Source organism: Serinibacter salmoneus (genome assembly GCF_002563925.1).
GTDB classification, from domain to species: Bacteria; Actinomycetota; Actinomycetes; order Actinomycetales; family Beutenbergiaceae; genus Serinibacter; species Serinibacter salmoneus.
The window spans coordinates 2,424,264-2,437,164 of the sequence record NZ_PDJD01000001.1; the positions used below are offsets into that span (position 1 = coordinate 2,424,264).

14 protein-coding genes are annotated in these 12,901 nt (G+C 70.3%); 6 read left to right on the forward strand and 8 right to left on the reverse strand.

Going from position 1 to position 12,901, the window contains the following annotated elements:
- Nucleotides 1–31: 31 nt before the first annotated feature.
- Nucleotides 32–289: a GNAT family N-acetyltransferase gene (locus ATL40_RS14760; RefSeq protein ID WP_143556948.1), complete on the forward strand. Its 258-nt coding sequence runs from the start codon at nt 32–34 to the stop codon at nt 287–289.
- Here ATL40_RS14760 and ATL40_RS10845 read toward each other — a convergent pair.
- On the reverse strand, nt 225–1,313 hold the full coding sequence (locus ATL40_RS10845) for a type IV toxin-antitoxin system AbiEi family antitoxin domain-containing protein (protein WP_098469538.1): 1,089 nt from the start codon (nt 1,311–1,313) through the stop codon (nt 225–227). The two genes, ATL40_RS14760 and ATL40_RS10845, sit on opposite strands and share 65 nt — an antisense overlap.
- A 509-nt stretch (nt 1,314–1,822) precedes the next feature.
- Between ATL40_RS10845 and ATL40_RS10850 the strand changes: the two genes are divergently transcribed.
- The 3 genes from ATL40_RS10850 to ATL40_RS10860 all read left to right on the forward strand — a co-directional run bounded on the left by ATL40_RS10850 (nt 1,823) and on the right by ATL40_RS10860 (nt 5,185).
- On the forward strand, nt 1,823–2,947 hold the full coding sequence (locus tag ATL40_RS10850; protein WP_098469539.1) for an ABC transporter ATP-binding protein: 1,125 nt from the start codon (nt 1,823–1,825) through the stop codon (nt 2,945–2,947).
- Between the two features lie 146 nt (nt 2,948–3,093).
- On the forward strand, nt 3,094–3,873 hold the full coding sequence (locus ATL40_RS10855) for an ABC transporter ATP-binding protein (protein ID WP_098469540.1): 780 nt from the start codon (nt 3,094–3,096) through the stop codon (nt 3,871–3,873).
- A 43-nt stretch (nt 3,874–3,916) separates the two neighbouring features.
- Nucleotides 3,917–5,185, forward strand: coding sequence for a DUF4032 domain-containing protein (locus tag ATL40_RS10860; RefSeq protein ID WP_098469541.1), 1,269 nt, complete (start codon nt 3,917–3,919; stop codon nt 5,183–5,185).
- 21 nt (nt 5,186–5,206) lie between these two features.
- Here the strand turns inward: ATL40_RS10860 and rlmB are convergent, their stop codons facing one another.
- From rlmB to ATL40_RS10875, 3 genes are all read right to left on the reverse strand, one after another.
- On the reverse strand, nt 5,207–6,166 hold the full coding sequence (gene rlmB, locus ATL40_RS10865) for a 23S rRNA (guanosine(2251)-2'-O)-methyltransferase RlmB (RefSeq protein ID WP_098469542.1): 960 nt from the start codon (nt 6,164–6,166) through the stop codon (nt 5,207–5,209).
- 3 nt (nt 6,167–6,169) lie between these two features.
- The gene (gene cysS, locus ATL40_RS10870; RefSeq protein ID WP_098469543.1) at nt 6,170–7,585 is read right to left on the reverse strand and encodes a cysteine--tRNA ligase; all 1,416 of its coding nucleotides are present in this window, start codon (nt 7,583–7,585) and stop codon (nt 6,170–6,172) included.
- A gap of 104 nt (nt 7,586–7,689) precedes the next feature.
- Nucleotides 7,690–8,175 (reverse strand): CarD family transcriptional regulator, encoded by a 486-nt coding sequence (locus ATL40_RS10875; protein ID WP_098469544.1) that lies wholly within the window; start codon nt 8,173–8,175, stop codon nt 7,690–7,692.
- A 136-nt stretch (nt 8,176–8,311) separates the two neighbouring features.
- Between ATL40_RS10875 and ATL40_RS10880 the strand changes: the two genes are divergently transcribed.
- Nucleotides 8,312–8,776 carry a hypothetical protein gene (locus ATL40_RS10880; protein ID WP_098469545.1) on the forward strand — a complete coding sequence of 155 codons (465 nt, stop codon included), beginning with the start codon at nt 8,312–8,314 and terminating at the stop codon, nt 8,774–8,776.
- A 73-nt stretch (nt 8,777–8,849) separates the two neighbouring features.
- Here the strand turns inward: ATL40_RS10880 and ATL40_RS10885 are convergent, their stop codons facing one another.
- Together ATL40_RS10885 and ATL40_RS10890 are read right to left on the reverse strand one after the other, a co-directional pair.
- Nucleotides 8,850–9,542, reverse strand: a complete 693-nt coding sequence (locus ATL40_RS10885; RefSeq protein WP_098469546.1) for a response regulator transcription factor — start codon at nt 9,540–9,542, stop codon at nt 8,850–8,852.
- On the reverse strand, nt 9,539–10,690 hold the full coding sequence (locus ATL40_RS10890; protein WP_098469547.1) for a sensor histidine kinase: 1,152 nt from the start codon (nt 10,688–10,690) through the stop codon (nt 9,539–9,541). Before ATL40_RS10890 ends, ATL40_RS10885 begins: the two co-directional genes overlap by 4 nt.
- Before the next feature lie 177 nt (nt 10,691–10,867).
- Between ATL40_RS10890 and phoU the strand changes: the two genes are divergently transcribed.
- Nucleotides 10,868–11,536, forward strand: coding sequence for a phosphate signaling complex protein PhoU (gene phoU / locus ATL40_RS10895; protein ID WP_098469548.1), 669 nt, complete (start codon nt 10,868–10,870; stop codon nt 11,534–11,536).
- 90 nt (nt 11,537–11,626) lie between these two features.
- Here the strand turns inward: phoU and ATL40_RS10900 are convergent, their stop codons facing one another.
- Nucleotides 11,627–12,364 carry a phosphoglyceromutase gene (locus ATL40_RS10900; RefSeq protein ID WP_098469549.1) on the reverse strand — a complete coding sequence of 246 codons (738 nt, stop codon included), beginning with the start codon at nt 12,362–12,364 and terminating at the stop codon, nt 11,627–11,629.
- A 188-nt stretch (nt 12,365–12,552) separates the two neighbouring features.
- Nucleotides 12,553–12,885 carry a histone-like nucleoid-structuring protein Lsr2 gene (locus tag ATL40_RS10905; protein WP_098469550.1) on the reverse strand — a complete coding sequence of 111 codons (333 nt, stop codon included), beginning with the start codon at nt 12,883–12,885 and terminating at the stop codon, nt 12,553–12,555.
- Nucleotides 12,886–12,901 lie beyond the last annotated feature (16 nt).

Sequence of the window (12,901 nt, forward strand, 5' to 3'; positions counted from 1 at the left end):
ACCCCGCAGTGCCGTGACGGTTCGAGCGGCGATGCGCGCGGACTCCGACACGATCGCCCACGTGCGGACGGGGTACGCGCTCCTGCGCGTAGTTCTGGATACGCTCGCGGACCGAGGCTGCTCGATCGCGCGGCGCTGGGTCCTGGACGGCAATGAGCAGGCGATCCAGTTCTACCTGCGTCAGGGATTCCGCTTGGACGGGCGGGTGCAGGAGGACGAGTCGCTCACCCCTGGACACCCGCTGAGGGAGCTCGGGATGACGAACGAGTTGAGAACGGCCGCGGACTAACGAACGCCTCGGGATCCACGGAGTGCAATCGACGGTCGGGCGGCACGATCCCACCATGAGCGATCGCGAGCGTCCGTACGTCGTGCACCATCCGTCCTTCGCGACCCAGTGCCGCCGAGCCGTACCGCAGCACGGGTGTGCCGTCGAGGACGGCGATCGTGTTGTCGCGCGCGTCATCGACTCCAGGCTGGTCGTGCCACTCGCGACCGTCCAGCTCCAGGAAGCGGTGCGACCCGTCACGGAAAACCAGAGCGATGTCGGCGCGGGCGCGCGCCACGCCCTGTTCGTCGCGCACCGGGACCTGGATGCCGGTCGGCTCCAGACCTTCGGCCGTCAGGTCGAAGTAGGCCCAGGACTCCAGTGGCGATTCCCTCCGGCCATCCACGAGGTCCCAGATCACTGCCACCCGTCGGCACCAGCGACGACCTCGCATCAACGCCCGCACGCGGACGAGGTCGGCCTCAGTGATGACTCCGCGATGCAGCGCACTGTCGAGCAGGCCGAGGGCGGTCCGCGGCGCCACCTCGGGTAGGGCCTGCGCCAACGCCAGACAGGGCTCGACCACCCGCAGCCCATCCACAGTCCAGACCTCGCCGGGCTCGAAGCGACGGCATCGAGCGCTTCCACGCCCGGCCCTGCCCCCGATGTCACTGGTGGTGATCTGCGGTGGCTCGCGCATCGGCACACCCCAGACACCGTGGATCGTCAGCGCCGTCAGGCCGACCGCTATCGCCCGGTCGCCGTAGGTGACCAGCGCCACGAAGGCGGCGCGGCGCGTTCGCTGCTCATGGGTGAGGTCCGCGGGGGCGCACGCCGCGAGGTCGTACACCCCTCGGCACAATCGCACCCACCGCCCCGCACGCACGCGGGTCGTGCGGGTCGAACGCCCCACGCCTGCCGCGTCGAGTTGGCGCGTGGAGACGATGCCGCACTGCCGGGCTGCCATCGCCCGAGCGGTCTCGGTGAGCGCGCGGTCAGCGAGGATAGGAACCTGCTGCTCACCCGTTCTGATCGTGGTCGCCATCGCAACACTCTCGCCGCGCTGCGGACGACGGCGCAGCGCACCTGAGCACAGCCGGGATTCGCCGCGGCACTCGCCCCTCTGTGGACAGCCGGGAACGGCGCGGACTCGCGCTCGGCCCGCCGGGGAGCACCCTGCACACCGCCCGGCCCGGCCCTGCGGGTGAGGGCTGGCACAACCACACGCTCGACGGGAGTGGGGTGCGCCGAACGATGAGTTGCGCAGCGTCTACACGCGCCGGCGCAGCACAACCACACGCTCGACGGGCGAGGGCTGGCACAACCACACGCTCGGCGGGTGAGGGCGCGGGAGAGGACGCAGGAGTCGGCGCGGGAGTGGGCGCGGACGTGAGAGATCTCTCACACCACCACCGGGTGAGCTGTGCGAGAATGAGACCGCCGCGGAGCAGGGGCATTGCGCTCCCGCCCTCGGCGTGTCAGCGCAGACGCTGCTGCCACTCTTCACAACGGATCGTCCGGCACGTACCTGCCGGTGAAGGGAAGTTTGTCCGCATGGCTACCGTCACATACGACGCCGCAACACGCCTCTACCCCGGTTCCACCCGTCCCGCCGTGGACTCCCTGAACCTGGACATCGCCGACGGCGAGTTCCTCGTTCTCGTCGGCCCCTCCGGCTGCGGGAAGTCCACCTCCCTGCGCATGCTCGCGGGTCTGGAGGACGTCAACGCCGGCCGCATCCTCATCGGTGACCGTGACGTCACCGACGTGCAGCCCAAGGACCGGGACATCGCGATGGTGTTCCAGAACTACGCGCTGTACCCGCACATGTCCGTGGCGGACAACATGGGCTTCGCGCTGAAGATCGCCGGCAAGTCCAAGGCCGAGATCCGCCAGCGCGTCGAGGAGGCCGCCAAGATCCTCGACCTGACCGAGTACCTGGACCGCAAGCCAAAGGCCCTCTCCGGTGGTCAGCGTCAGCGTGTCGCCATGGGCCGCGCCATCGTGCGTCAGCCGCAGGTGTTCCTCATGGACGAGCCGCTGTCGAACCTGGACGCCAAGCTCCGCGTGCAGACCCGCACCCAGATCGCCTCGCTGCAGCGCCGCCTCGGTGTCACCACCGTGTACGTCACGCACGACCAGACCGAGGCCCTGACGATGGGTGACCGCATCGCCGTGCTGAAGGACGGCCTGCTGCAGCAGGTGGGCACGCCGCGCGACATGTACGACACCCCCGCCAACGTCTTCGTCGCCGGCTTCATCGGCTCCCCGGCGATGAACATCGGCCACTTCAAGGTCGTCAACGGCGCCGCGCAGGTGGGTACCGCCTCCATCCCGCTGACCCGTGAGGCCGTGGCCGCGCTCACCGAAGCCGACGAGAGCCAGATCCAGGTGGGCTTCCGCCCCGAGTCCCTGGACCTGGTGGACGCCAGCGCCGAGGGCGCCTTCCCGGTGTCCGTGGATCTGGTGGAGGAGCTCGGCTCCGACGCCTTCGTCTACGGTCAGCTCAAGGGTGTGCCGGAGGCGGACGTCTCCTCCGGCACCACCGGCGACTCGCAGGTCATCGTGCGCGTGGACCCGCGCACCGTGCCGACCACCGGCAGCACGATCTACGTGCGTATCCGTCCGGGTGAGCAGCACAACTTCTCCTACGCCACCGGTCTGCGCCTGCCCAGCTGAGGCCCGACGACGACCGGTTGCATCCACAGGGGCGGTCCCGCAGCAGCGGGGTCGCCCCTGTGGCGTTCCCGGTACCGGATGCACGACCCTTCCCGCCCGCACCCGCGTGTGCAGGAGACCCCCAGTGACTGACGGACAATGGAGTCATGGCACGAGACGTCGAGGTGATCCTGGAGGCCCGCGGGGCGAGCTTCTCCTACGACTACGAGGAGGTCGTCAGCGGCATCGATCTCACCCTGAGTCGACCCGCTGACCCGGTCGGCATCGTGGGACCCTCGGGGGCCGGGAAGACCACCCTGTTGCACCTGCTGCTGGGCAACCGCAGACCGACCACCGGCACCGTGACCTACCGCGGCCACGCCGTCGCCCGCCTCGGCCGCCGGGAGAAGAAGACCTTCGCGGGAGCCGTGCGCCACGTCTCGCAGTACGGGGTCCCCACCTCCGACCCACGGCTGACGGTGCTGAAGTACCTCTCCGACGCCCTCAAGGTGGCCCGCAAGGCCGGCCGCACCCACGCGACCCCGATCGAGGAGCTCCTTGCCTTCGTGGCACTCGAGGAGCACGTCATCGACCGCCGCATCGTCACGCTGTCCGGCGGCGAACGGCAGCGACTCGCGCTCGCGCACGCCCTGGCCACCCGACCCGACGTGATGCTGCTGGACGAACCGTTGACCGCCATCGATCCCGGCCTGCGCGCCGAGGTGCTGCGCCGCCTCGCCGATCGTGCCCAGCAGATGTCCATCACGATGCTGGTGGTCTCCCACGACATCGAGGCGATCGACCGCCTCTGCCCGCTCGTGCACGTGATGGCCGACGGCGCATTCGTGGCGAGCGGGAGCCTGCGCGACATCCTCGCCGACCCGCAGCATCCCGCGGTGGTGGATCTGGCGAAGGCTGCGCCGCTCGTGGCGCAGCGGCTACGCTGACCTCCGCGTTCGAGTCGCACACCCGCCAGTAGAGGATCAACCCGTGCCCAACCGCCTGCAGATCATCGCCGCGTCCCCGGACCCGGCGCTCCTCACGCTCCCGTGGCACCTGCCCCTGGAGGAGTGGCCCGAGGACGTGCTCGCCGCGCTCCCCCGCGGCATCTCCCGGCACGTGGTGCGGTTCGTGAAGCTCTCCGGGCGCGTGATCGCCGTGAAGGAGATCGGTGAGAGCGTGGCGCACCGCGAGTACGACCTCCTGCGTCAGCTCGACCGGATCGATGTGCCCTCCGTGGAGCCCGTGGGTGTGGTCACCGGTCGGGTCAGCCGTGAGGGTGAACCCCTCACGCCGGCGCTGGTCACGGAGCACCTGCAGTTCTCCCTGCCCTACCGCGCCCTGTTCAGCCAGTACCTGCGCCCCGACACCGCGACCCGCCTCATCGACGCGCTCGCCGTGCTGCTGGTGCGGTTGCACCTGAACGGCTTCTACTGGGGGGACGTGTCCCTGTCCAACACCCTCTTCCGCCGCGATGCGGGCGCCTTCGCGGCCTACCTCGTGGACGCCGAGACCGGCGACCTGCACGAGGCGCTGACCCCGGGCCAGCGGGCCTACGACCTCGAGATCGCCCGGGTGAACGTGATCGGCGAGCTCATGGACCTCGAGGCCGGGGAGATCCTCGACTCCACGGTCGACACCCTCACGGTGGGCGAGATGCTCGTGGTGCGCTACGAGGAGCTGTGGAAGGAACTGACGGGCTCGGAGTGGTTCGAGCCGGGCGAACTGTGGCGGGTGCAGGCGCGCATCGACCGGCTGAACGACCTCGGCTTCGACGTCGGCGAACTGGACATGTCCACCGACATCGACGGCACCCGGATCCGGATCCAGCCCAAGGTGGTCGACGCGGGTCACCACCACCGCCGGCTGATGCGACTGACCGGTCTGGACGTCCAGGAGAACCAGGCGCGGCGCCTGCTGAACGACTTGGATTCCTACCGGATGTCGACCGATCGCCAGGGCGAGGACGAGGAGTTCGTGGCCCACGACTGGCTCACGAACGTCTTCGAACCCACGATCCGCGCCATCCCGCGGGAGATGCGCGGCAAGCTGGAGCCCGCGGAGGCGTTCCACGAGGTGCTGGAGCACCGGTGGTACCTGAGCCAGCAGCAGGACCGCGACGTGCCGCTGAGCGAGGCGGTGCCCTCCTATCTGGACACGGTGTTGCGGCACCGGCCGGACGAGGTGGCCGTGCTCGGCCTGGACACCGCCACGCTGCGGGCCCTGGACGAGGACGACGGGGACCGGCTCATCGGCTGATCCCCACCGAGCCGGGGCCCCTCAACGCCGCTGCTTGGACACCTCGTACAGTGCCAGCGAGGTGGCCACCGAGGCGTTGAGGCTCTCCACACTGGAGGAGATCGGGATCGCCGCGACCAGGTCGCAGGTCTCGCGCACCAGGCGTGAGAGCCCCTTGCCCTCCGCTCCGGCCACCAGCACCACCGGTCCCGCCGCCACGGGCAGGTCGCTGACGTCGCTCGTGCCGCCGCCGTCGAGCCCCACCACGAAGACGCCCTGCTTCTTGAACTCCTTCAGGGTGCGCACCAGGTTGGTGGCGCGGGCCACCGGCACGCGCGCGGCGGCCCCCGCGGAGGTCTTCCAGGTGGCGGCCCCGACCCCGGCGGCGCGCCGCTCCGGCACGATCACACCGTGCGCGCCGAACGCCCCGGCGGAGCGGATGATGGCCCCGAGGTTGCGGGTGTCGGTCACACCGTCCAGGGCCACGAACAGCGGCGCCCGGTTGCTCTCGAACGCGGCAGCCAGCAGGTCGTCCGACACCGCGTAGGTGTACTCCGGGACCGAGAGCAGGATGCCCTGGTGGGCTCCTCGGCCGGCGAGCGTGTCCAGCTCGGTGCGGGTGGTCTCGATCAGGGGGATGCCCTGCTCGACGGCGCGGCGCACCGATTCCTTCAACCGGTCCTCGGACTCGGTGCGGGAGGCGACGTACAACGTGGTGGCGGGGATGCCCTCGCGCAGCGCCTCGAGCACGGAGTTGCGGCCGAAGATGACCTCGGCACCCGCCTTGGGGGTGCGCTGCTTGGACTGCGCGGCGCGGTTCTCGCTGCGCTTGGTCGCGGCAGCAGCCTTGCGGGCCGCCGGGTGACCGGTGCGCTCGCTCGCCTTGGGCGTGGGGCCACGCCCCTCCAGCCCGCGACGGCGCTGCCCGCCCGAGCCGACCTGGGCGCCCTTCTTGGTGCTCGCCTTGCGCACCGCACCGCGGCGCGAGGAGTTTCCTGCCATCGTCTATCCCTTGATCGTCCAGCGGACACCGTCCGCCGAGTCCTCCACCGCGATACCCGCGGCGACAAGCGTGTCGCGCAACGCGTCGGCGCGCGCCCAGTCCTTCTGCGCCCGGGCCGCGGAGCGGTCAGCGAGCACGGCCTGCACCAGCACGTCGAGCGCGTGCGCACTCGCGTCCGTCCCGGCGCTCGCGCGCCACTGGGCGGCGAGCGGGTCCAGGCCCACCACGTCCAGCATCGCACGCACCACCAACACGCAGGCGGCCACCTCGCCCCGATCCCCCGTCGCCAACGCGGTGTTGCCCCGCCTGACGTGCTCGTGGATCACGGCGAACGCCGCTGCGAGGTTGAGGTCGTCGTCCATGGCCGAGGCGAACTCCGGGGGGAGGTCGGCGTGCGCCAGGGCGGCGCCGTCGTGCTCCCCCACCAACTCGGAGCCGCGCACCACGAACTGCTCCAGGCGTTCCCAGGTGGCGGCTGCCTCGGTGAGGGTCGCATCGGAGAACTCCACGGTGGAGCGATAGTGCACCCCGCCGATCGCCAGCCGCAGCACCGCGGGGGTGGCGCGCTGGAGCACGTTGGTCACCGAGAGGTAGTTCCCGAGCGACTTGCTCATCTTCTCCCCGCCGGTGGTCACCCAGGCGTTGTGCAGCCAGTACCGCGCGAAGCCGAGGCCGGCGGCATGACTCTGCGCCTGCTCGTTCTCGTGGTGCGGGAAGCGCAGGTCGATCCCGCCCGCGTGGATGTCGAAGGTGTCCCCGAGGTAGCGCCGGGCCATCGCGGAGCACTCCAGGTGCCAGCCCGGCCGGCCACGCCCGAACGGGGTCTCCCAGGCGGCGGTGGCGGGCTCCCCGGGCCGGGGCGCCTTCCACAACGCGAAGTCGTGCGGGTGGCGCTTGTCCGGCGCGCCCTCCTCCCCGGAGTCCATGAGGTCCTCCAGACGCTGCCGGGTCAGCGAGCCGTACTCGGGGAGCGAGCGCACGTCGAACCACACGTTCCCGCTCTCGCCCTGATAGGCGTGGCCGCGTGCGACGAGCTCCTGCATCAGGGTGACCATCTCGGGGACGTGACCGGTGGCGCGCGGGGAATAGGTGGGTCGAGCGATCCCGAGCGCGTCGTAGGCGGCGTCGAACTCCTGCTCGAACCGGTAGGCCCACGCCCACCAGGGCGCACCGTGCTCGGCGGACTTGGAGAGGATCTTGTCGTCGATGTCGGTGACGTTGCGCACCAGGGTGACCTCGTTCCCGGCGCGGCGCAGCCAGCGCACGAGGACGTCGAAGGCGAGCGCGGAGCGCAGGTGACCCACGTGGGGTTCGCTCTGCACGGTGGCACCGCAGACGTACAGGCCGACCCTGCCTGGCTCGAGCGGGGTGAAGGCGCGAACGGCGCGCGCGGCGGAGTCGTACAGGTGCAGGGTCACGCGCCCAGCCTACCGATCACACGCTCCGGCAGGAGCCGGGCACACGCGTGGCCCGAGGCGCGGAACGCCTCGGGCCAGCGTTGTCAGATCAGATGACCAACAGGTCAGGAGGCGGCGAGGAGTTCGTCGAGCTTGGCCTCGGCCCGCTCCTCCTCGGTCTTCTCCGCGAGCGCGAGCTCGGACACCAGGATCTGGCGCGCGCGGGTGAGCAGCCGCTTCTCCCCGGCGGACAGCCCGCGGCCCTTGTCGCGCCGGCTCAGGTCGCGCACGACCTCCGCCACCCGGATCACATCGCCCGAAGCGATCTTCTCCACGTTGGCCTTGTACCGCCTGGACCAGTTCGTGGGCTCCTCGGACACCTCCGCCCGCAGGACCTCGAACACCCGGTCCAGCCCGTCGCCGTCGACGACGTCGCGGACGCCCACGAGGTCGACGTTCTCCGCGGGGACCTCGATCGTGAGATCGCCCTGGGCGATCTTCAACGTCAAGTACATCTTCTCCTCGCCGCGCAGCACGCGGGTGGAGATCTTCTCGATAAGGGCCGCACCGTGATGCGGATAGACGACCGTCTCGCCGACCTCAAAGGACATGTAGTGCACTCCCCTTTCCGCGGTCAAGAATACCACGCCGAACGCGCACATTTCCCACACACCCCACGCGCCGACCGGCTGCGGCACGGGCGTAGCCGGTACGGTAGGAGCACCCGTACGACAACCCGGAGGACGCATGTCTCGCACCGCCACGACCGGTGGCCTCATCGCCGTCGCAGCGCTCGCCCTCACCGCCTGCTCACCGGTGACCACCCTCGAGCCGTACGCGGCCAGCGACGGCGTGCGCGTCGTCTGGGACGAGGACGACACCTCGATCCGCGGCGAGAACGTGCTCCTGCTGACCGCCGAGGCCGGCGCCGAGGCGCGCATGGTCGGCGGACTGACGAATCTGACCAGCGAAGCGACGGAGATCACCGCGGCGTTCTCGGACGGCACGCTGATCGACACATTCCCGCTCGAGGCGGGCGAGACCCTCCTGCTCGACGGCGAGGCCACCCGCGATGTCCTCATCGAGGCATCCCCGGTGGCACCGGGTGAGAACGCCTCGGTCGTGTTCACCACCCCCACGCTGGGTGCGGTGGAGGTGTCGGTGCCCGTGCTGGACGCCACGCTGGCCGAGTACGAGGACTACGTGCCGTAACGCGCTGCAGCGCCCCCGGGCGCGCCCGCCGCGCGGTTCACCACCCACCAGCGCGGCGGGCGCAACCGCATGGTCACTCCGCGACGAGCTTGTAGCCCAGTCCCCGCACCGTGACGAGCACCCGCGGACTGCCGGGTTCCTCCTCGATCTTCGCGCGAAGCCGCTTCACGTGGACGTCCAGGGTCTTGGTGTCCCCGACGTAGTCCGCTCCCCAGATCCGGTCGATGAGTTGTGCCCGGGTGAGCACGCGATCGGTGTTGCGCAGGAACATCTCCAGCAACTCGAACTCCCGCAGCGGCACGGGAACGAGTTCGCCCGCGATCCGCACCTCATGGCGGTCGGTGTCCATCTGGATCCGGCCGGAGGTGAGCAGTCCGCCTTCGCCGTCTGCCTCGGTCGCCACGCCGTCCCCACGCCGCCGCAGCACCGCCTTGATGCGCGCGAGCAGTTCCCGGGCCGAGTACGGCTTGGTCACGTAGTCGTCGGCGCCGATCTCCAGGCCGACGACCTTGTCGATCTCGTCGTCCTTCGCGGTCACCATGATCACCGGCACACTGCTGGAGCGGCGGATCTCGCGGCAGACCTCGGTGCCGTCCTTACCGGGCAGCATCAGGTCCAACAGCACGAGATCGATCTCCGGGTCGAACAACGCGATCGCGTCCGTACCGGTCGCGGCCTGGACCACCTCGTAGCCCTCCTTCTCCAGGCGGTACGCCAGCGGCGCCCGGTAGGACTCCTCGTCCTCGACCAGCAGGATCCGCGTCATGCCAACTCCTTCGTCTCCGCCGGCTCAGCGGCCGGCACTCGCAGCGTAAACGTCGAGCCTCGCCCGGGCTGGGACCAGACGGTGACCTCACCGCCGTGGTCCGCGGCGACGTGCTTCACGATGGACAGCCCCAGGCCGGTGCCGCCGGTCTCGCGGGATCGGGCCGGATCCACCCGGTAGAAACGTTCGAACACCCGCGGCAGCGCGTCCGCGTCGATCCCGATCCCCTGGTCCACGACCGCGATCTCCACCAGTTCGTCCTCGGCCACACGCACGGTGACACCCACGCGGGTGCCGCCGTCGGAGTAGCGCACCGCGTTGTCCACCAGATTGCGCACCGCCGTGACCAGCAGTGCCCGGTCGCCGACCACGTCGATGTCCTGCGATACCCGCGCCCAGATCGCGACGTCGCGCGCCTGTGCCTGCAGTCGTGCCCGATCGACGGCCTCGCCGACGATCTCGGCCACGGGGATCCGCTCCGAGGTCATCGTGGTGGCGTCCTGCACGCGCGAGAGGTCGATGATGTCGTGCACGAGCCCAGCCAGGCGCGTGGACTCCGCGCCCATCCGCTCGGCAAACATCCGCACCGCGTCCGGGTCGTCGGCGGAGTCGGCCATGGTCTCGGCGAGCAGTGAGATCGCGCCGACCGGGGTCTTGAGTTCGTGGGACACGTTGGCCACGAAGTCGCGGCGCATGTCCTCCAGACGGTTGGCCGCCGTGCGGTCCTCCACCAGGAGCACCAGTCGACCTGCGCCGATCAACCCCGAGCGCACGTGCACCATGATGCGACCCGAGCCGACGGGGCCACGGGGAAGGGTGAGCAGCACCTCCTGCGTCACGCCCTCGCGCCGTGTCTCCCGCACCAGGTCCTTGAGCGGTTCGCGCGCGAGTGCGCCGTCTCGCACCATCCCGAGGGAGAAGGCTGTCGCCGAGGCGCGCAGCACGCGGTCGGCGGGGTCGAGCACGATCGAGACCGTGTGCAGCATCTCCAGCAGGCTCGTGACCTCGGGGGCAAGGACCTGCCCCGCGTCGCGATCGGCGCCGCCCGCGGTGCGTTGGGTCAGCTCACTGACCCGGAAGGCGAGCACGGATGCGAGCACCACGAGCAGCGCGATCACCACGATCGTCAGCACATCACCGCTCGCCACGCCTGGAACTGTACGACGTCGTGGCTGCGGTGCACGTCCCGGAACGTGCGGGGCGGGGCGGATTTCATGTCGGATCCACCGGGCGTTCACCAATCGGTGAGAGGCTGTCGGTCGACGCCGTGCACACGCACGGCCCATCCCTGTGCACTGTGGGGACGCGATAGAGGAGGATTACCCGTGCGTGAGATTTTCCAGCAGGACCTGGAGCAGGTCGGTAACGACCTGGTCCTGATGGCGCAGAAGGTCCGCTCCGCCGTCACCGACGCGACGGTCGCGCTCGAGACCGGCGACCTCGCGCTCGCCGAGCAGGTGATCGCCAAGGACCGTGAGATCGACAGCCTGCAGGACGGCCTGGACGCGCAGTGCGTGACGCTCCTGGCCCGGCAACAACCGGTGGCCACCGACCTGCGGGTCGTGGTCGTGGGCCTGCGCCTGTCCGCCACCCTGGAGCGGATGGGCGATCTCGCCCGCCACGTCGCCGAGATCGCCCGCGGGCGGATGCCCGAGCAGGCGCTGCCCGAGCAGGCACGGGGGGTCTTCGCCGACATGGCGGCCGCCGTGCGCACCGTGGCCGATGACGTCGTGGCGCTCCTGGAGGGGCACAGCCTGGAACTGGCCTACCGCGTGATGGAGGACGACGAGCGCCTGGACGACCTCCACAAGGAGACATTCCGTCTGATGCTCGCACCCTCGGCCGACACCAGTTCCCTCACGCCGCAGGAGCTCGTGGACATCACCCTGCTGGGACGCTACTTCGAGCGTTTCGGTGACCACGGGGTGGCCGTGGCACGGCGGATCCTGTTCCTGGTGACGGGCGAGGAGGCCGTGAAGTCCGGCATCCGCTGACCACGCAGTGCGGGCCGACCCGCCACAGGTCGCACGTGCGAGGCCCGCCGGGAGTTCCTCCCGGCGGGCCTCGTGTCTGTGGTCGGGGCGTCAGCGACCCTGGTTGGCGACTGCCGCGATGGCGTCGGCCGCAGCGTCGGGGTCCAGGTAGCGGCCGCCGGGCGCCACGGGCACGAGGTTCTCATCGAGCTCGTACACCAGCGGGATGCCGGTGGGCACGTTCAGTCCGGAGATCGTCTGGTCGTCGATCCCGTCCAGGTGCTTGATGATGGCGCGCAGCGAGTTGCCGTGCGCGGCGACCAGCACGGTCTTGCCCGCCTTGAGGTCCGGGACCACGGCCTGCTCCCAGTACGGCAGGGCGCGGGTCAGCACCTGGGCAAGGGCCTCCGCGCGGGGGATGGGCTCGCCGGCGTAGCGCGGGTCACCGTCCTGGGAGAACTCCGAGCCGAGCTCGATGTCCGGCGGCGGGACGTCGTAGGAACGGCGCCAGAGCATGAACTGCTCCTCGCCGTAGGTCTCCAGCGTCTGCTTCTTGTCCTTGCCCTGCAGCGCGCCGTAGTGGCGCTCGTTGAGCCGCCAGTTGCGCTTGGTCTCGATCCAGTGCCGATCAGCGGCGTCCAGCGCGAGGTTCGCGGTGGTGATCGCGCGGCGCAGCAGCGAGGTGTGCACCACGTCCGGCAGCACGCCGTTCTCCGTCAGGAGCGCGCCGCCGCGCTTGGCCTCCTCGACGCCCTTCTCCGACAGGGGCACGTCGACCCAGCCGGTGAAGAGGTTCTTCGCGTTCCACTCGCTCTCGCCATGGCGGAGCAGTACCAGGGTGTAGGTCATGACTCCATCATGGCGCACCCGCGGCCCGGGGCGCAGGACGTGGGTCCCGGCATCCGGGATGTGGATCGCACTCGCGTGCGGGCCGGTAGGGACGAGGAGGCCCGGTGTGCCACCCCTGCGGGCGGCACACCGGGCCTCCGTGTGTGCATCGAGCACGCGCCGGCGTGCCCTCGACCTCTGGTCGGCGGCTAGTTCGCGGCCTCGTAGGCCGCGCGAACCTCGGCTGGGATACGGCCGCGCTCGCTCACCTGGTAACCATGGGCCCCAGCCCACTCGCGGATCAGGGCGGCGTCACCGCGACCCGAACTGCGACCCTTCGACGCCCCCCGTGCGGGAGCCTTGCGGCCACTCACACGACGGCCGGCGCCGATCCACTGGGCGAGGGAATCGCGCAACTTCTGCGCATTCGCCTCGGAAAGGTCGATCTCGTAGGAGACGCCATCGAGTCCGAAGGTCACGGTCTCGGCGGCCTCGCCGCCCTCGATGTCGTCCTCGAGGATGACATTCACTCTCTGCACCATGCGGGCATCCTCCTTG